Source organism: Pseudobutyrivibrio ruminis HUN009, from assembly GCF_000703005.1.
Classification (GTDB): domain Bacteria; phylum Bacillota; class Clostridia; order Lachnospirales; family Lachnospiraceae; genus Pseudobutyrivibrio; species Pseudobutyrivibrio ruminis_A.
Map to the genome: position 1 here is coordinate 2,658,156 of NZ_JNLH01000001.1, position 17,366 is coordinate 2,675,521.

Below are 17,366 nucleotides of genomic sequence, written 5' to 3' on the forward strand. Positions count from 1 at the left end.
AAGCCCCTAGTTACGGCTACAAGCCTGATGAATTCTACGCTCGGCGACATGCCTCGCTTTAGAATTATCAGAGCTTGATGCCTACTAGGGGCTTTCTTAGTTTCTGTATGATTTTCTACTTCGTATTTAGTCGTACGTTATGAAACAGAGTTGAACTCATCCACTATTTCCTGTTCTGGTGCTGGTGTAAGCAAGCTTACAGCTACGCAAAGAACAAGGGCTACGATGAAACCTGGAAGTAATTCATAGATTCCAAATACACCACCAAGTGGTTTGATAAGGAACTTCCAAATAAATATCATTACACCGCCACCAATCATTCCTGCGATGGCACCATATCTATTTGCTCTCTTCCAAAACAATGCCAAAAGCATTATCGGTCCAAATGCTGCGCCAAATCCTGCCCATGCAAATGAAACAATTCCAAATACAGAGCTATTAGGGTCTCTTGCAATGATTACACCTACAACCGCAATAGCGATAAGAACTATTCTTGCCATTACCATCTGCATATGCTCTGAAAGTTCAATTCCAAAAGTCTCATGCAAAATGTTTTCTGAAACTGATGAAGAGGCTGCAAGCATCTGTGAATCACAGGTAGACATTGTACATGCCAAGATACCTGCAAGAATTACACCTGCTAAAAGTGATGCTAAAAATCCATGCTCTGCTAATGTCTGAGCAATGATAACAATGGCTCTTTCTGAATCTTCAAGCTCTGGAAGCACCCCTGCATGCACCATTGTTCTTGTCATAACACCGATAAAAATTGCAACGCCCATTGCGATAAATACCCAAACGGTAGAAATGCGACGGCTAAGCTTAATCTTTTCTGGATCCTCGATTGCCATAAATCTAAGAAGGATATGTGGCATTCCAAAATATCCCAGTCCCCATGCCATGGTAGAAATGATTGTGATTAATCCGCCATATGACACGCGACTGCTTGATGCAAAATCATGAGTTGCAAGAAGGCTAATATAACCATCAAGTGAAAGTGAATAATCCTGAACAGTAGCTACGCCTCCTACAGTTGATAGGCCAAAGCAAACAACTGCAATAAGAGCTACCGTCATAATAATTGACTGGAGAAAGTCTGTAACTGATGCTGCAGTAAATCCACCTGTAGCTGTATAGCCAATGATTACTGCTGCAGATACAAGCATCGCGATTGTGTAATCAAGTCCAAACAAAGATGAGAAAAGCTTGCCGCATGCAGCGAATCCAGAACCTACATAAGGTACAAAGAATACTACAATGATAAGTGATGATGCCACCATCAAGATGTGGCTTTTGTCTCTGAATCTATGTTCAAAGAAATCTGGTATTGTAACCGAATTGTTTTTCTCAGAATATTTGCGAAGTCTTTTTGCAACAATTAACCAGTTTACATATGTTCCAATTCCAAGTCCAAGTGCTGTCCAGAACACATCACAAATACCTGATGCATAAGCGATTCCAGGAAGACCCATCAAAAGCCATGAGGACATATCCGATGCTTCAGCACTCATTGCTGTAACAAATGGTCCAAGCTTTCTACCACCTAAATAATAATCGCCAATAGTCTGATTGTCCTTTGCAAAAGTGGCACCCATAATAAGCAATGCCGCAAGGTACACTACAATTGCAATAACTATTCCTAGTGTTGCCATTTTATTCTCCTCTACTTAAGATAATTTGATAAGAACTGTCTAGTTCGTTCCTCCCCTGGATTGTCGATAACCTGAGCCGGAGTTCCCTGCTCAGCTATCACTCCGCCATCCATGAAAATGATTTCATCTGAAACTTCTCTGGCAAAACCGATTTCATGTGTAACGATAATCATTGTTGTATGATTGTCAGCAAGCTCTCTGATTACCTTTAGTACTTCCCCTGTAAGCTCCGGGTCAAGAGCTGATGTAGGTTCATCAAAGCAAAGGATGTCAGGTTTCAGGGCAAGAGCACGTGCAATTGCCACTCTTTGCTGCTGACCGCCAGATAACTGGTGCGGATAGTTATCCATTCTATCCGAAAGTCCCATTTTATTCAAAAGAATTTTTCCCTCTTCCAAAATTTCAGCCTGGCTTTTTCCATTATTTTCAAGCTTTGGAGCCAAAATAACATTTTCTAAAGCTGTATACTGAGGGAACAGATTGAACTGTTGGAAAACCATTCCAAAGTGCAATCTCTTTTCTCTTAAATTCTCGTTTTTTCCTGGTTTATTATTGCCATCAAAAAGAAGATTTCCATTTACAGTAATTGTTCCTGAATCAGGAGTTTCAAGAAAGTTCAAGCATCTAAGTAAGGTTGTCTTACCACTTCCAGAGCTTCCAAGAATAGACAGAGTCTGGCCCTTTTCCATATCAAAGCTAATGCCCTTTAGGATTTCTTCTTTATCAAAGCTTTTTCTAATATCTTTAACTTCTAATATCGCCATAGTTCACATCCATTATTTAAAGTAGTCTAATTTCTTTTCTATGTAGCCGAAAAGCAATGTAAGCAATCCGCTGAATATCAAATAAAATACTCCCGTGTAGAAAAGAGGCCAAATAATTCCAGCACTCTTTATAAATCTCTCGCCTTCCCAAATGATTTCATAAAAAGCAATAACTCTGGCAAGAGATGTATCCTTTACAAGAGTGATAACTTCGTTTGAGATAGGTGGAACAATTCTCTTTACAACCTGAAGAAGTATGATTCTGAAGAAGGTTTGCTGTCTTGTAAGTCCAAGCACTGCGGCAGCTTCATACTGTCCCTTTGGAATAGATTGGATTCCTCCACGGAAGATTTCACTGAAGTAGCAAGCATAATTGATTACGAAAGCTACAAGAGCTGCCGTAAATCTGCCTGAATCTCCTGAGCCCCACAAGTTCATGCCAAAGAATATTCCTGGTCCATAGAAAATAATCAAAAGCTGTAGCATAAGAGGTGTTCCTCGAACTACCCATATGATAAATCTGATTGGCATTCTCACCACAGGAGTCCTGCTCATAGAACCAAAGCTAATTATCAGCCCCAGTGGTAAAGAGAATAATAAAGTTAGCGAAAAAAGCTTTAGGGTTCCGAAGAACCCCTCTAAAAGCGATATTGTAACCGTTGAAAACATGTTGTTAATAATCCTTTTTATAGTTTTAGATTACTGCTCTACAACGGCATCCTGTACGCCGTATGTTTCAGCAATTTCAGTCATTGTGCCATCTTCATAAAGAGTCTTGAACTGGTCATTAATATATGCAGCTAAGTCAGAACCCTTTCTACAACCAACACCGTACTCCTCTGTTGTGAGCTCTACTGTGTGTGTAAGGTCAGGATAGCTTGTTCCTTCTCCTACCATAGCACCTGCCATAAGAAGATCGATGATACATGCATCAGATGTGCCTGCAGCAACTTCCATAACTGCATCTGCCTGAGATTTTACAGCTACATAATCGAGGCCATTGTCTGAAGCGGCAGCCTCACCTGCAGAACCTGACTCAACAGCGAAGCTAAGTTCCTTTGCCTCATCTACTGTTGTTACTGAATCAGCCTTGTCTGCATTTACAACGATAACCTGAGCATTGTTGCAGTATGCATTTGTTGTCTCCATAGCGTTTGTAACCTCTGGAGTAAGTGTCATACCGTTCCATACCACATCAATTGATTTATTCTCAAGCTCAAGAATTTTGTTGTCCCAATCGATTTCAACAAACTCTACATCTACGCCAAGGCTATCTGCTACAGCCTTTGCCATATCTGCATCAAATCCAACCCACTCACCATTATCATCCTTGTAATCCATAGGAGCAAAATCTGTGATACCAACGATAAGCTTACCCTTCTCCTGGATATAAGCCACATCGCTTTCTGATGCCTCTGCTGATTCTGTAGACTCTGCTGTATCAGATGTATTCTCTGTTTGGCTTGTCTGGTCCGCTCCGCATGCAACAAACCCCATAGCCATTGTTAAAGCCATAATAGTAGCTAATAATCTCTTCTTCATATAATCCGCCTCCTAAAATTATGTTTAACGCACTTTAGTGTGATAAATCACTAAACTATCTTATACTTTAGTACATTATCATACTAAATTATTTTTGTAAACTATCATTTAATTTCTGGATGGCATTATAAATGTTTTCAGTTTCGATTTTACTGCAAGAAAGCAGCACAGTTACTTCATCCTCGGAGGCTTCTAGTATGTTAACTGCAACTTGTGAATTTTCTATTTTATCAAGAATTCCAGCTCCTTTTATCCTCATTGCCATTTCCATTCCGCTTTCCCCCATAATGATTTCAGCATCAGCAGAAAAGAGTTTTTGAAGCACTTCATACATAAGGTTTCTTTTATCATCGTATAAACGTTTTATCTTTTTAATATGTCTATCAAGATGCCCGTCTCTTAAAAACTGAGTCAATGCAATCTGCTCAGCTTTAGAAGCAGTCTGATTATACAAACCTCTTATCTGAAGGTATTCCTTTCTGGCTTTTTTAGGAAGAATCAAAAAGCTTATTCTGACACTAGGTAACAAAACCCTTGAGAACGAACCCAGAAAAGCCACATTCTCCCCTCCTGTCATGGCATACAAACTAGGTGTTGGTTTACTGGAATAGACAAATTCATTTTGATAATCATCTTCTATAAGAAGATGATTGTTTTTGGTCACATGTTCCGCCAACTCTCTACGTCGCTTCATAGTCATTACATCGCCCCACTTTGTCATGTAGGATGGAGTTACATAAATGACATGACTTTCCTTATCTCTAAAATTAACAGTGAAACCAGCACTTTTAAATAGAATAGCTCCATCCATAAAATCCTTGGTAGGGAATGATATAGTTTTCTCCCCCGGAATCAAAGGGATTAAAATCTGCAAAAGGTTTTGGAAACCTGCGCCAATCACAACATCATCTGCGCTGCATATAATATTTCTATTCTTTCTAACATATGCAGCAATCTCCTGGCGTAAATCATACTCCCCTTGATTATTAGCATATGACAGAAGTCTATCCTCCTGTCTCAAAGCAGATTTCATATATCGTCTCCATAGATTCAGACAAGATACGCTTTTATCTTCGCCTATGGTAGCCAAATCATATTCATAAACTCTCGAACCGGAATCTATATTCTGAGGAGCCTGTTCTTCATCCTCATTGTTATTTTCCAACATGTCAGAAACAAAATAGCCCACCTTTTCCACAGAATAAATATATCCATCAGCGGCAAGCTGTAAAAAACCTGTTTCAATGGATGTACGACTGACCCCAAGTATCTTTTCTGAAGTCCTTATAGATGGCATTTTATCCCCAGGTTTCAAGGCCCCCTCTTTCATTTGCTTAATGTAATATTCACATACCTTTTCGTATACCTTCATATCTGTCCCCTAAAAAATAGTTAATATTGCGTATTTTTATGATGTCAGTTTGGTGATATTATAGCTCCAACATAACAAATGAGAAAGTACTTTTTCGCAGAATTAATATAATGGGAGGACAATCATGAGTAACACAGCAACAAAAACAACTGTAAACACTACTGAACGTACACGCACACTAATCACAGCCGCATTATTTGCTGCTCTTACATGTGTAGGCACAATGATTATAAAAATACCAACACCTACCATGGGATACATTCATCCAGGTGATGGTTTCGTATTACTTTCAGGTCTTCTTTTAGGACCAATATGGGGAACTCTTGCAGCCGGAATCGGCTCTGCATTATCAGATTTAATTGGCGGCTATTTTGTTTATGTGCCAGCCACCTTTATTATAAAAGCATTAACAGCCTTGACTGCCTATCTGGTTTTTAAATTGCTCGTGAAGGTGATTAGTACAAAAACAGAATTGCCCCAGTTAATTATTAGTGGAATAATCGGGGAACTTGTTATGGTATTTGGTTATTTTATATTTGAAATCTTTATGCTTGCTATAGCAAATGGAACTGACTTACAGGCTGGCGTAATCGCCTCACTGGCTGGCATCATTCCAAACCTTATACAAGCCACATTCGGCGTGGTAATCTGCACAGTATTCTATCCAGTAATACAAAAAATAAATAAATAATTCAAAAACTAAGAAAGCCCCCAGTAGGACACAAGCTCTATCATTTCTCAAATGAGACATTCCGTCGAATTGAGAAATCGATAGGCTTGTAGCCGTAACTGGGGGCTTTTGTAATTTCTAGATTAATTTTCTTTAGGCATTACGATTGCGATGTGTACATCGTCGAGCTGCTTCTGATCTACAGTAGCAGGTGCGTCCATCATAATATCCTGTGCGTTCTTATTCATTGGGAATGGAATGATTTCACGGATAGATTCCTCACCAGCGATAAGCATAATCATACGGTCAACACCTGGAGCGATTCCTCCGTGTGGTGGTGCACCATAAGTAAATGCATTGTACATAGCAGGGAACTTAGCCTTAACATCTTCCTCACCAAGACCAACAAGCTTGAATGCTTCAATCATGATTTCTGGATCATGGTTTCTGATAGCACCTGATGAAAGCTCTACACCGTTACATACTAAGTCGTACTGGTATGCAAGGATATCAAGTGGCTCCTGTGTCTGAAGAGCTTCCTTGCCGCCCTGTGGCATTGAGAATGGGTTGTGGCAGAACTCAAGCTCTCCTGACTCCTCGCCGATTTCGTACATTGGGAAATCAACAATCCAACAGAACTCGTATGTGTCCTTCTTCATATGGCCCTCAGCAGCTGCGCCAAGAAGCTTTCTGAATACACCAGCTGTCTTCTGAGCTGTAAGAAGGTTTCCTGCAGCAAGACCAACGAAATCACCAGGCTTAAGACCAAGCTTATCAATAACAGCCTGCTTTCTCTCCTGAAGAAACTTTGCGATACCACCAACAAGCTCTCCATTTTCATCAAGCTTGAACCAGTATGTCTTCTGAGCTGTAGCAACCTCTACCTCTGCTATCATAGCATCAATCTGCTTACGTGTAGCGTTGAGGCCATCAACAACGATAGCCTTAACAACATTGCCCTCGAATGGACCAAATCCACAATCTGCCATAACATCTGTAGCATCCTGAAGAACAAGGTCGATACGAAGATCTGGCTTATCTGAACCGTATTTGTCCATAGCCTCACGGTAAGGGATACGAACGAATGGTGCTGTTGAAGCACTCTTGTATACACCGTACTTTGCAAAGATTGGAGGAAGTACATCCTCAATTACTGCAAATACGTCTTCCTGAGAAGCAAATGCCATCTCCATATCAAGCTGGTAGAACTCTCCTGGAGAACGGTCAGCACGTGCATCCTCGTCACGGAAGCAAGGTGCAATTTGGAAATATCTATCGAAACCAGATGCCATAAGGATCTGCTTAAACTGCTGTGGTGCCTGTGGAAGAGCATAGAACTTGCCAGGGTGATTACGTGCTGGAACAAGGTAATCACGTGCTCCCTCAGGTGATGAACATGTAAGGATTGGAGTTGTAATCTCCATGAAATCGTGAGCAATCATTGCACTACGAAGCTCTGCAACAATTTTGCTACGAAGGATAATCTTGCTCTTAACCTCTGGATTACGAAGATCAAGATAACGATACTTAAGACGTGTGTTTTCATCAGCTTCCTTTGAACGGTTAATCTCGAATGGAAGCTCATTGTGTTCACACTTACCAAGGATTTTTATATCTGTAGGAACAACCTCAATCTCGCCAGTAGGAAGCTCTGTGTTCTTTGAAGAACGCTCACGAACAGTACCTGTTACAGAGATTGTAGACTCCTTATTTACAGAATCGATGATAGCCATCATGTCTTCTGTCTCTACTACTACCTGTGTAGTGCCGTAAAAATCACGAAGAATAAGGAAACCAAGATTCTTCGAAACCTTTCTAATGTTTTCAAACCAACCAACTAGAGTAACTTCTTTTCCTGCATCAGCAAGACGAAGCTCGTTACAGTTGTGTGTACGTGACTGAGTCATTGTGTATCTCCTCTTCTAAATTTGACATAACTAAAGGCCGTCAGTACACTGACAGCCTTTTAATAATACATCAGAATAACTATAAATTCAACTATCTGAGGGCATCAACTACATGGCCAAACGAGAAATTTTCTGGCCACTTATACGGCCCTTAGCCTTGAGCCCTTCGTAGAGTAAATCCTTAAGTTCTTCTCTTCCAATAACGATTTTAGAATCATCATCCAATGTAACTACAACATTGGTTTCACATACAGGACAACTACCACCTGGACATGAGTCATCACAATCTGCATCCTCGCAAAGATGTCCGCAGTTGCTGCAATCGACCTGATACATGTTTTTACGATTGATTACGCCGATTTCCTCAAGGGTATTTACCATACGATAAACAGTGGCGCTACCGATATTTTTATCTTTTTTTACTGCTTCTCTGTAGATTTCCTTAACACAAGATGGATCACCATTTAAAATGATATCCAAGATTGTTAATCTCTGTTTCGTGATTCGACAGCCTGATTCTCTCAGCTGCTGAATAATAAGCTCACGCTGCTCTGTTTCCATAATATCCATACTTCAATACCCCTTGCTAAAACTAAGAAAAACCCAGCCCCATTTTAGGGCTGGAGTATTATTTTAAAATATTTTTTTCTGCGTAATCCTTGATTGCCTTGAAGCTTTCCTTGCTAAGTACATGCTCAATTCTGCATGCATCCTCTGATGCGATTTCCTCATCTACACCAAGCTTTACAAGAACATCTGTAAAGAACTCGTGGCGTTCAAGAATCATCTCTGCAATGGCCTTGCCTTCATCTGTCAGATATATGTAACCTGCATCTGTAACAGTGATATGATTCTTTTCACGAAGGTTCTTCATAGCGATGCTGACTGATGACTTTTTGAAGTTCAATTCATTAGCAACATCTACCGAGCGAACAACTGGTAATTTCTTGCTGAGCATAAGTATAGTCTCAAGATAATTTTCTGCTGATTCGTTTACAAAAGTTCTCAAAACAACTCCTCCTAAACTAAATGGATTTTGAAATAAAATTTCAGTTGCACACAATCCACTTCACATAAACCTTATCATAAAACTTACCTCAGTGCAACTCATTAAACTAAAGTTAGTTTACACTAACTATTATATTATTTCAAGCATTCTAAATCAAATCTTAAACTTTTATTAAATACTATTCCAAAGTGTTGACGAACCCTATTTTAACAGTTAAAGTGCAACTAAACAACAACGGATTTATATCCGACACGAGGAGGCCAAAATGAACGATTTCAGATATAAAATGGCACAGTTTTTCTCAGGCAGAACAGGCGTAGATGCACTTGGCAGAACAGTCACATGGATTGCTCTCATTCTTATGTTTCTCACCATGATTACGGGTTCAAATATTTTATATCTGATAGCTATGGCTTGTCTCGTATATAGTATTTGGCGCATGCTTTCAAAGAACTATCAGAAACGTTATTACGAGAATCAAAAGTTCCTTGAAAAGACAGCAGGCATAAGAAGAAAGTTTTCCGGTTTTCCTTATAAAGCAAAAACATTCTTCTCTCGCACAAAGGCAAACTATGAGCAGCGTAAGGTATATGCGATTTTCAAATGCCCATGCTGCAAGCAAAAGCTTCGTGCTCCAAGAGGTAGAGGTAAAATACAAGTAACATGTAGTAAGTGTCACGCTCAATTTATTAAAAGGGTATAGATAAGGTATCGATTTTGTTTGGATATATAAATGCTGATATAAAGCAGCTTTCAGAGGATGACAAAAAAATATATCAACAATTCTACTGTGGATTGTGTCATCAGCTTGGCAAGGAGGCCGGGTTCAAGGGACAACTCTTGCTCAACTACGACCTTTGCTTTCTAGCTATACTTCTGCAAAGCCTGTATGAGCCTGATCTTAATAAAGACACTCATCGTTGCTTAATACATCCATTCAAGGTCAAAGACTTCTATAATAGCGAAGCCATTCAGTATGCTGCTGATATGGACATCATTCTCTCATATCACAGTCTTATGGATAATTATAAAGATGACAATTCCAAGATTTCAAAGCTGGCAGCTGATAGTCTAAAAAAAGACTACAATCGCATCAAGGATAAATATCCAAAGCAAACTGCTGCTGTTGAAAAATATATAGCGCAGCTTTCAGCTGCAGAAAAAGCCCGCGAAACCAATATTGATAAGGTTTCCAGCTACACAGGCGAAATGCTTGGTACACTTATGAATTGGAAGGATGACGATTGGAGTTGTACCCTTCACTGTATGGGCTTTCATATGGGCAAGTTCATTTATATCATTGATGCCTACGAGGATTTAAAAAAGGATGAAAAAAATGGCAACTACAACCCTCTTTCATTTATGAAGAAGGAGTCGCCAAAGGAATTCGAAACTTTCGTGAGAATCAATCTTACATCTCTCATGGCAGAATGTGCAAAATCCTTTGAACGATTGCCAATAGTGGAGAATGCAGATATTCTTAGAAACATTATCTACACTGGAGTATGGACCAAATACGAATACCTGCAGATAAAGAAAAACACTCCAAAGGAGAAACCATAAATGCTCAATCCTTACAGCGTTTTAGGTGTCGAAAGAGGCGCCTCAGATGAGGAAATAAAAAAAGCATACAGAAATCTCAGCAGAAAATATCATCCTGATGCCAACATCAACAATCCAAACAAGGCTCAGGCAGAAGAAAAATTCAAAGAAATCCAGGCTGCTTACAACCAGATAATGGATGAGCGCCAAAACGGCAGCTATTCCGGCAATACAGGTTATGGCAACTGGTACGCTGGTGGTTTTGAATACGAAAACACTAGCTCAAGCGAGTCTACTATAAAGATGCAGGCTGCTGCCAATTACATCAATGCAAGACAATTTGTATCGGCATTAAATGTACTTTATGGTATTCCTGAAAGTGACCGCAATGGGCAGTGGTACTTCTTCGCTTCAGTGGCATCTCAGGGGCTTGGCAATCTAAACGACGCCAGGGAATTCATTTCCAGGGCTATCGCATTAGAGCCAAGCAACTTTAGATATAGACAGTTTGAGCAAAGCATCAACTTCAGCAGTAATTGGTATGAAAACAGAAGTGCCAGCTACGGTTATTACAGACCATATTCTGGTGTAGCCAGATGGTGCATCAGCATGGCATTTCTAAACTTATTATGCAACCTGTGTTGCTTCTTTTAATTAGTTAATTACTTGGTCATTCGGACCGTTCATATATTTTCTCCCTTCAAATGCATGTCGGTTGATGTGCAAAAGAAAAGAACCTTGGGCTTCAGCCACCCAAAGGTTCTTTTTTCGTTTTAAATATTATTTATAATTCATCAGTTACTTTCTGAATTAGACTTGTAAAATCATTTGTAGTGGTAGTGAAAATCTGATCCTTTTTACCTGCTCCAAATGCATTTTTAAAATCGTTCTTTAATCCAATTTGACCACTCTGATTTGGATGAATATCTGCTATTCCTCCTGCCTCATTATATTGGAAATAATAAATGTTGGCCAAATCTGAATTATCTACATAGTATACCTTGTCATTATAAGCAGCTGCATCCTTAAAGTAGTTTTGAACTTCATTGGCTGCCACGCCATACTGCTCAGCTAACAATGCGCTTTCGTCTGTTGTAAAAGCAAACATATCCTGGAACATTCTAGTGAAGGTTTCCTGCTCAAAATATACTGTTGCTATGTAGATATCTGCATCTGCGTTGTACTCACGGATAGTTGAAATAATCTGATCTAAATCATCTTTTACACCGGTAATATATGTTTGATGATAGTAGTTGTCTTTATCTGCAAGTACGTCAGTAGCCTGTGTAATACAGGTAGGGATATCTGTTTCTGGTGGGAAATAATAATAGAATGGAAGTGAAATCAATCCACTATCTGCCAAACTATAAATCATGGCGTATGTAATATTATTCGCACCAACCTGTAATGTAATTACATTTGAATTCTTGATGTCATTAATGACAGTCTCATCTGTCTTAATCTGTTCAAGCACATCCCCTGTCTTGTAACCTCCAATACCGTGATTACAAAGCGTCATATACACATCGTACTGAAGCATATCTGTACACAAGTATTCTGGATATGTGGTCCAATCTTTTCCAGCGTATGTGTTTGGGTCTGTCAAACTATCTCCCAATGCTGTATAAACTAGGCTAAGTGTTGTGGCATTCGCCTGAGTAGATAAAGCAAAAACACTAAGCACCACTGTTGCTAATGATAATAGTTTTTTCTTCATAATAAGTCGCCTACTTTTCTGTGTTATCTCTTCAATATTTTAACTGTATTATATTTTTTCATACAGTTTAAATATTGTCAAGCAAGGCTTATTGGCTCTCTAACTAGTCAGCTATTACCTCTTTGAGGATAACCTCGTTTCCTGTAACAAGATATGTGTTGCCACTTCCACAATGTGGACATGTCTTGCCATAAGCAACTGTCTCATACTCCTGCTTACAATCCTCGCAGAAAGTCACTGCCTTAATTGTTTCGCAAGTAAGCTTACTGCCATCAAGTCTTGGATACTTTTTAGCATTCCAAGCCCAGCAATCAATAAGATAGTCCGGAATAACTGTAGATACCTCACCAATTGAAAGAACTACTTCGCTGATGTGATCTGCGTTATTCTCCTGAGCTACCTCTTCTACCTGTTTCGCCACATGAAACACAATACCTAATTCATGCATTACTTATACTTCCTCTCTAATATACCCCGGCAGTTACAGCTACAAGCCTGAGAGTCACTCCGTTCAGCATAAAAAGCTTCACTTGAGTGACCTCAGAGCTTGATGCCTACTGCCTCATATAAAGCCATGAAGACTACTTATTTGCCTTCTTATAGGCCTTATGTTCTCTTTCCGCTTGCTTTTCTGCTTCACTCTTGCGAGAGAATGCAATTTTAGCGGCACGTTTTACTGCATAAGCACCGATATGCTTGAACTTGTCCTCAGACTTAACCATGTGTGTGCACTCTGGATGAGTTCTGTGGAGGGTGATAGCGTCGAAGGCACACTTAGTTGTGCAGACACCACATCCGATACACTTATTCTCATCAACAACTGATGCGCCACACTTTAAGCAACGGCTAGCCTCAGCCTTTACCTGCTCCTCTGTAAGTGTAAGGTGAGCATCACGGAATGAATGCTTCATATCAATGCTTGTATCTATAGCTGGCTCATTACGGCCCGCTGTGTCATATTCTTCCACAAGAATGTTGTCTTTGTCAAGCTCAATAAAGTCACGGCGATTCTTACCGATTGTCATAGAGCAACCAGGCTGTACGAATCTGTGGAGAGAATCTGCTGCACACTTACCAGCTTCGATAGCGTCGATAGCAAACTTAGGACCAGAATAAACATCACCACCAACAAAGATGTCTGGCTGTGCTGTCTGGTATGTAAGTTTGTCCGCTACTGGATAATTGCCGTGCCAGAATTCTACCTTTTCTTTTCCATCACCAAGAAGTCCACCCCACTCGATGCCCTGACCAATAGCAAAGATGATGTGCTTGCACTCAACTGTCATTGTGTCATCCTCATCGTACTGAGGATTGAACTTGTGGTCAGCATCAAATACAGATGTACACTTCTTGAATACGATACCAGATACATTGCCATCAGCATCCTTGAGAACTTCCTTTGGACCCCAACCATTGTTGATTGCAATATCTTCCTCAAGTGTCTCTGTTATTTCTGAGTTATTTGCTGGCATCTCGTCTCTAGACTCAAGACAGAACATCTGTGGGTTGCCAGCACCAAATCTAGCAGCTGTACGTACGCAGTCGATAGCTACGTTACCACCACCGACAACTACTACGTTACCATCCATCTTCTGGCTCTGGTCTTCAAGTGCCTTGTGAAGGAATGTAACAGCAATATCAATACCATCCTTAGCATCTGTTCCTGGGATTGGTGGAATCTTGCCGCCCTGGCATCCGATTGCTACGTAGAATGCCTTGTAGCCCTGAGCACGTAACTCATCAAGTGTGATATCCTTACCAACCTCAACGTTACACTTAATCTCTACACCAAGCTGACGGATAACATCGATTTCAGCTTCAACAACATCTTTCTCAAGCTTCCATGTAGGAATACCCCATGTGAGCATACCACCTGGACGACTGCTCTTTTCAAATACTGTTGGCTTATATCCCTTTGTTGCAAGGTAGTAAGCGCATGAAAGACCTGCAGGACCTGAACCGATGATTGCAATCTTTTCATCCCACTGTGTTAAACGGTTTGAAGGGATGTCAATTGGTGGAATGTATCTTGTCTCAGCATGAAGATCACGCTCAGCAATAAACTTCTTGATATCATCGATAGCAACTGGTGCATCGATAGTACCACGTGTACAAGCAGCCTCACATCTCTTGTTACATACACGGCCGCAGATAGCTGGGAATGGGTTGTCCTTTTTGATGAGCGCAAGAGCGTCATCGTAGCGACCATTCTTTGCCATGTTTACATAACCCTGGACAGATACGTGTGCAGGACATGCTACCTTACATGGAGCTGTACCTGTGTCGTAGCAGTTCTTTCTATTGTCATCACGATAATTTTCGTTGTATTTATCCTTGCCCCAGTGAACTCTGTCTGGAAGAACTACCTTTGGATATTCAACCTCAGAACCGTCCTTCTTGCAAAGCTTCTGACCAAGCTTAACAGCACCTGCTGGGCAGTACTCAACGCACTTACCACAAGCTACGCACTTCTCAGCCTCAACATGAGCTGTGTATGCACTGCGTGACATGTTTGGTGTGTTGAAAAGCTGTGATGTACGAAGGGCGTTACAAATATTTACATTACAATTGCAAAGACCAAAAATCTTGTTCTCACCATCGATATTTGTAATCTGATGAACGAAGCCAAGTGTCTCAGCACGCTCAACAATGCGCATAGCCTCTTCGTATGTGATATCGTGGCCCTTGCCTGTCTCACGGCAGTAGTCAGCGAAATCACCAAGACCGATACACCAGTTCATCTCGTCATCACCACAACCTTCTTCAAGGCAAGCACGTGATACACGGCATGAACACTGGCCTACACCGATATGTCCCTCGTATTTCTTGAGCCAATATGAAATCTGCTCAAGGTCTACCTTTTCGTTTTCAAACTCGATAGCCTTCTCAACAGGAATTACGTGCATACCTACACCAGCACCTCCTGGTGGGATGAGGTGTGTCAAACCATCAAGTGGAATAAATGTCATTCTCTCGAAGAATGATGCTACAGCTGGATGCTGCTTAATTCTATTGTTTGAACGCTCACCTGGAACTGACTCTTCCATGTTGAAAAGCTCTGCAGAACCTGGAACGAAGATAGGAAGCACATATCTTCTCTCAGACTGTGGAGCTGTACGTCCGTTGTGATCATAGTGATTGCCGTAATCGTACTCTAAAAGTCCGATGTATGACATATCATCAAGTAACTTCTGGAAAGCTTCTTTATCCTTTGCTTTCTCAGGATTCATTTTGCAGAGATCCTCAAATGTGTAGTGATGACGAACCTTCATTGTAAGGCCAACCTCTGCCATCTCCTCTGTTACGATTTCTGCAAGACCCCAGTACTCTGGGTCCTCTACCTTTACGCCAAACATCTTGTGTGGCATTACATCTGTTATTTTTCTTCCAAGCTCAATAATCTTCTTGCTTGGCTCCTTATCGTTCATATGTGGTGGAACGATTACTTTGCTCATCTCTGGCATATCCTATACTCCCTTTCTTAACTATAATCCGGCAGTTACGCCTACTGCCTCACTTAAATGTTTAATGAACTGAGAAATGGAGCTCACGAAGGCCCTCCACTTCATCGCAGACCTTCTGCAATGAGCAGCTTCCGCAGTCCATCATTACATTCTTGAAGATATGATCTATTGCGCCAGTGATATCTTCAAGATGCTTTGCCTGGCCAGCTAATGACTTGTAGTCGAAGGCTGGGTCAGTTATAAATATGAGCTTTACAGCTTCAATATTTTTGTTTTCATGGTAGGTATCCAGGAACAGCTTTCCAACCTTAGCGAAATCTAGTCCATCTTTAAGGGCATCCTTCCCAACTCTTACCGGCTCTCTGTTGTTTGATGCAGAAATGCGGGTCATGTATCCCTTTGGATTAATGTGATACCTAACGTATTCTATTTTTCTAATTGCATTATAAAGTGCATTGCCATCCCCAAGGCTTTCCTCAGCCACCTTCACAATGGCTATTCTTGCATATGGCGTGTCTGTTTTGATTTCATTTAAATCTGGACCAATAAGCAAGACCTCATCCCCATTTACGAATTTGTCATTGCAGGTAACAGCCATAGCTGATACTGCAGGATGAGTGCCGCCTCCTAACTCATAAGCCATATCAGCTCTAAGAATTAGATTGTGGTCTCCCACATCAGTCCAATTCGCATTTACGATATCAAGACTCTTGGCCTCAGAAATATCTAATCCAGCAAGCAGCTCTTTAATGCTTTCATCATATAGCTTCATTAAATTTTTCTGTCTTTCTTAATCTTATCGTAATGCTTTGCAAGCAGCGGTTGTAATGCGCTTGTAAGTTTCATATCCAGGTTGAAGAAATAAACAATCATGGATAAAATCCAAAGGCATATCAACACTATTGCGATAATTCCTATTATTTTCAACATTATCTATTTCCTTTCTGTCTAGCAAACTCTGCTGCACCAAGTGCACCCATGAGCTGTGGGTCAATTGGAAGGTCGATAACCTTGAGCTTAAGAACCTGCTCGATAGCAGCCTTAAGTCCTGCATTCTTTGCACATCCACCTGTAAGTGTAATCTTGTCTGTAGCACCAGCCTTCTTTGACATTACAAAGCATCTCTTTGCAACTGAAAGCTCGATACCTGCTGCAATCTCGTCCATTGGTTTTCCTTCACCAACAAGTGAGATTACCTCTGACTCCGCAAATACGGTACACTGCGCTGTAATTGGAATAACATTCTTTGCCTTGAGGGAAAGATTTGAGAACTCATCCAAATCCATCTCAAATGCTCTTGCCATAGCCTCAAAGAAACGGCCTGTTCCTGCTGCACACTTATCATTCATGGCAAAATTAAGAACTGTACCATCTGTATCAACTGCGATACCCTTTACGTCCTGTCCACCGATATCAATAATAGCCTTTACTGTTGGGTCAGCCACATGGACACCCATGGCATGGCAGCTAATCTCTGAGATATTCTCATCTGCAAAAGGAACCTTGTTACGGCCATATCCTGTACCTACAAGATAAGTCAAATCCTCTGCACTATTTAAATCTGGCACCTGTGCCACTGCCTGATCAAGGGCATCCTGACAAGATAGCACTGCATTTATACGACTCTTAAGAGTGACGTCCGCCACCATCTTACCTGTCTCATCAATAATGACGCATTTAGTATAAGTACTACCTGAGTCACATCCACCAAAATATTTCATCTTTCT

At 40.6% G+C, this 17,366-nt stretch carries 18 protein-coding genes; 4 read left to right on the plus strand and 14 right to left on the minus strand.

Going from position 1 to position 17,366, the window contains the following annotated elements; genetic code table 11:
• Positions 1-137: 137 nt before the first annotated feature.
• From BO15_RS0112075 to BO15_RS0112095, 5 genes are all read right to left on the minus strand, one after another.
• The gene (locus tag BO15_RS0112075) at positions 138-1,652 is read right to left on the minus strand and encodes a sodium/proline symporter (RefSeq protein WP_033154534.1); all 1,515 of its coding nucleotides are present in this window, start codon (positions 1,650-1,652) and stop codon (positions 138-140) included.
• An 11-nt stretch (positions 1,653-1,663) separates the two neighbouring features.
• Positions 1,664-2,416, minus strand: coding sequence for an amino acid ABC transporter ATP-binding protein (locus tag BO15_RS0112080; protein ID WP_033154535.1), 753 nt, complete (start codon positions 2,414-2,416; stop codon positions 1,664-1,666).
• Between the two features lie 12 nt (positions 2,417-2,428).
• A complete protein-coding gene (locus tag BO15_RS0112085; RefSeq protein ID WP_033154536.1) occupies positions 2,429-3,085 on the minus strand; it encodes an amino acid ABC transporter permease in 657 nt (218 codons plus the stop codon).
• Between the two features lie 30 nt (positions 3,086-3,115).
• Entirely contained in the window at positions 3,116-3,958 is an 843-nt protein-coding gene (locus BO15_RS0112090; protein WP_033154537.1) for a transporter substrate-binding domain-containing protein, read from the minus strand.
• A gap of 88 nt (positions 3,959-4,046) precedes the next feature.
• Positions 4,047-5,330, minus strand: a complete 1,284-nt coding sequence (locus BO15_RS0112095; protein WP_033154538.1) for a PLP-dependent aminotransferase family protein — start codon at positions 5,328-5,330, stop codon at positions 4,047-4,049.
• A gap of 124 nt (positions 5,331-5,454) precedes the next feature.
• Here BO15_RS0112095 and BO15_RS0112100 point away from each other — a divergent pair, with 124 nt between their 5' ends.
• The gene (locus BO15_RS0112100) at positions 5,455-6,021 is read left to right on the plus strand and encodes an ECF transporter S component (RefSeq protein WP_052169920.1); all 567 of its coding nucleotides are present in this window, start codon (positions 5,455-5,457) and stop codon (positions 6,019-6,021) included.
• Between the two features lie 122 nt (positions 6,022-6,143).
• Here the strand turns inward: BO15_RS0112100 and aspS are convergent, their stop codons facing one another.
• The 3 genes from aspS to BO15_RS0112115 form a co-directional block, all read right to left on the minus strand.
• Positions 6,144-7,907 (minus strand): aspartate--tRNA ligase, encoded by a 1,764-nt coding sequence (gene aspS / locus BO15_RS0112105; protein ID WP_033154539.1) that lies wholly within the window; start codon positions 7,905-7,907, stop codon positions 6,144-6,146.
• A 108-nt stretch (positions 7,908-8,015) separates the two neighbouring features.
• The gene (locus BO15_RS0112110; RefSeq protein WP_033154540.1) at positions 8,016-8,477 is read right to left on the minus strand and encodes a Fur family transcriptional regulator; all 462 of its coding nucleotides are present in this window, start codon (positions 8,475-8,477) and stop codon (positions 8,016-8,018) included.
• 58 nt (positions 8,478-8,535) lie between these two features.
• Entirely contained in the window at positions 8,536-8,916 is a 381-nt protein-coding gene (locus BO15_RS0112115) for a metal-dependent transcriptional regulator (protein ID WP_033154541.1), read from the minus strand.
• Between the two features lie 265 nt (positions 8,917-9,181).
• On the opposite strand from BO15_RS0112115, the gene BO15_RS0112120 reads away from it, so the two are divergent.
• Genes BO15_RS0112120 through BO15_RS0112130 form a run of 3 tightly spaced genes read left to right on the plus strand, consistent with a single transcriptional unit; the run spans position 9,182 to position 11,112 of the window.
• Positions 9,182-9,619: a hypothetical protein gene (locus BO15_RS0112120; protein WP_052169921.1), complete on the plus strand. Its 438-nt coding sequence runs from the start codon at positions 9,182-9,184 to the stop codon at positions 9,617-9,619.
• 14 nt (positions 9,620-9,633) lie between these two features.
• A complete protein-coding gene (locus tag BO15_RS0112125) occupies positions 9,634-10,479 on the plus strand; it encodes a DUF5685 family protein (protein WP_033154542.1) in 846 nt (281 codons plus the stop codon).
• On the plus strand, positions 10,480-11,112 hold the full coding sequence (locus BO15_RS0112130; protein WP_033154543.1) for a J domain-containing protein: 633 nt from the start codon (positions 10,480-10,482) through the stop codon (positions 11,110-11,112).
• A 130-nt stretch (positions 11,113-11,242) separates the two neighbouring features.
• Here BO15_RS0112130 and BO15_RS0112135 read toward each other — a convergent pair whose 3' ends face one another.
• The 6 genes from BO15_RS0112135 to BO15_RS0112155 form a co-directional block, all read right to left on the minus strand.
• Positions 11,243-12,175 carry an SGNH/GDSL hydrolase family protein gene (locus tag BO15_RS0112135; RefSeq protein ID WP_033154544.1) on the minus strand — a complete coding sequence of 311 codons (933 nt, stop codon included), beginning with the start codon at positions 12,173-12,175 and terminating at the stop codon, positions 11,243-11,245.
• A gap of 103 nt (positions 12,176-12,278) precedes the next feature.
• Complete coding sequence (locus BO15_RS0112140; RefSeq protein WP_033154545.1) at positions 12,279-12,623, minus strand: hydrogenase maturation nickel metallochaperone HypA; 345 nt, start codon at positions 12,621-12,623, stop codon at positions 12,279-12,281.
• Between the two features lie 133 nt (positions 12,624-12,756).
• The gene (locus BO15_RS0112145) at positions 12,757-15,639 is read right to left on the minus strand and encodes an FAD-dependent oxidoreductase (protein ID WP_081828667.1); all 2,883 of its coding nucleotides are present in this window, start codon (positions 15,637-15,639) and stop codon (positions 12,757-12,759) included.
• Positions 15,640-15,700: 61 nt separating this feature from the next.
• Positions 15,701-16,411, minus strand: a complete 711-nt coding sequence (locus BO15_RS0112150; RefSeq protein WP_033154546.1) for a carbon monoxide dehydrogenase — start codon at positions 16,409-16,411, stop codon at positions 15,701-15,703.
• Entirely contained in the window at positions 16,411-16,569 is a 159-nt protein-coding gene (locus BO15_RS13720; protein WP_167541231.1) for a hypothetical protein, read from the minus strand. Before BO15_RS13720 ends, BO15_RS0112150 begins: the two co-directional genes overlap by 1 nt.
• Positions 16,569-17,360, minus strand: coding sequence for an acyl-CoA dehydratase activase (locus tag BO15_RS0112155; RefSeq protein WP_033154547.1), 792 nt, complete (start codon positions 17,358-17,360; stop codon positions 16,569-16,571). Before BO15_RS0112155 ends, BO15_RS13720 begins: the two co-directional genes overlap by 1 nt.
• Positions 17,361-17,366 lie beyond the last annotated feature (6 nt).

Bases quoted from the DNA above. Each gene is read 5' to 3' on its own strand.
- BO15_RS0112075 (WP_033154534.1), bottom strand. From the start codon at position 1,652: ATGGCAACACTAGGAATAGTTATTGCAATTGTAGTGTACCTTGCGGCA.
- BO15_RS0112080 (WP_033154535.1), bottom strand. From the start codon at position 2,416: ATGGCGATATTAGAAGTTAAAGATATTAGAAAAAGCTTTGATAAAGAA.
- BO15_RS0112085 (WP_033154536.1), bottom strand. From the start codon at position 3,085: ATGTTTTCAACGGTTACAATATCGCTTTTAGAGGGGTTCTTCGGAACC.
- BO15_RS0112090 (WP_033154537.1), bottom strand. From the start codon at position 3,958: ATGAAGAAGAGATTATTAGCTACTATTATGGCTTTAACAATGGCTATG.
- BO15_RS0112095 (WP_033154538.1), bottom strand. From the start codon at position 5,330: ATGAAGGTATACGAAAAGGTATGTGAATATTACATTAAGCAAATGAAA.
- BO15_RS0112100 (WP_052169920.1), top strand. From the start codon at position 5,455: ATGAGTAACACAGCAACAAAAACAACTGTAAACACTACTGAACGTACA.
- aspS (WP_033154539.1), bottom strand. From the start codon at position 7,907: ATGACTCAGTCACGTACACACAACTGTAACGAGCTTCGTCTTGCTGAT.
- BO15_RS0112110 (WP_033154540.1), bottom strand. From the start codon at position 8,477: ATGGATATTATGGAAACAGAGCAGCGTGAGCTTATTATTCAGCAGCTG.
- BO15_RS0112120 (WP_052169921.1), top strand. From the start codon at position 9,182: ATGAACGATTTCAGATATAAAATGGCACAGTTTTTCTCAGGCAGAACA.
- BO15_RS0112130 (WP_033154543.1), top strand. From the start codon at position 10,480: ATGCTCAATCCTTACAGCGTTTTAGGTGTCGAAAGAGGCGCCTCAGAT.
- BO15_RS0112135 (WP_033154544.1), bottom strand. From the start codon at position 12,175: ATGAAGAAAAAACTATTATCATTAGCAACAGTGGTGCTTAGTGTTTTT.
- BO15_RS0112140 (WP_033154545.1), bottom strand. From the start codon at position 12,623: ATGCATGAATTAGGTATTGTGTTTCATGTGGCGAAACAGGTAGAAGAG.
- BO15_RS0112145 (WP_081828667.1), bottom strand. From the start codon at position 15,639: ATGCCAGAGATGAGCAAAGTAATCGTTCCACCACATATGAACGATAAG.
- BO15_RS0112150 (WP_033154546.1), bottom strand. From the start codon at position 16,411: ATGAAGCTATATGATGAAAGCATTAAAGAGCTGCTTGCTGGATTAGAT.
- BO15_RS13720 (WP_167541231.1), bottom strand. From the start codon at position 16,569: ATGTTGAAAATAATAGGAATTATCGCAATAGTGTTGATATGCCTTTGG.
- BO15_RS0112155 (WP_033154547.1), bottom strand. From the start codon at position 17,360: ATGAAATATTTTGGTGGATGTGACTCAGGTAGTACTTATACTAAATGC.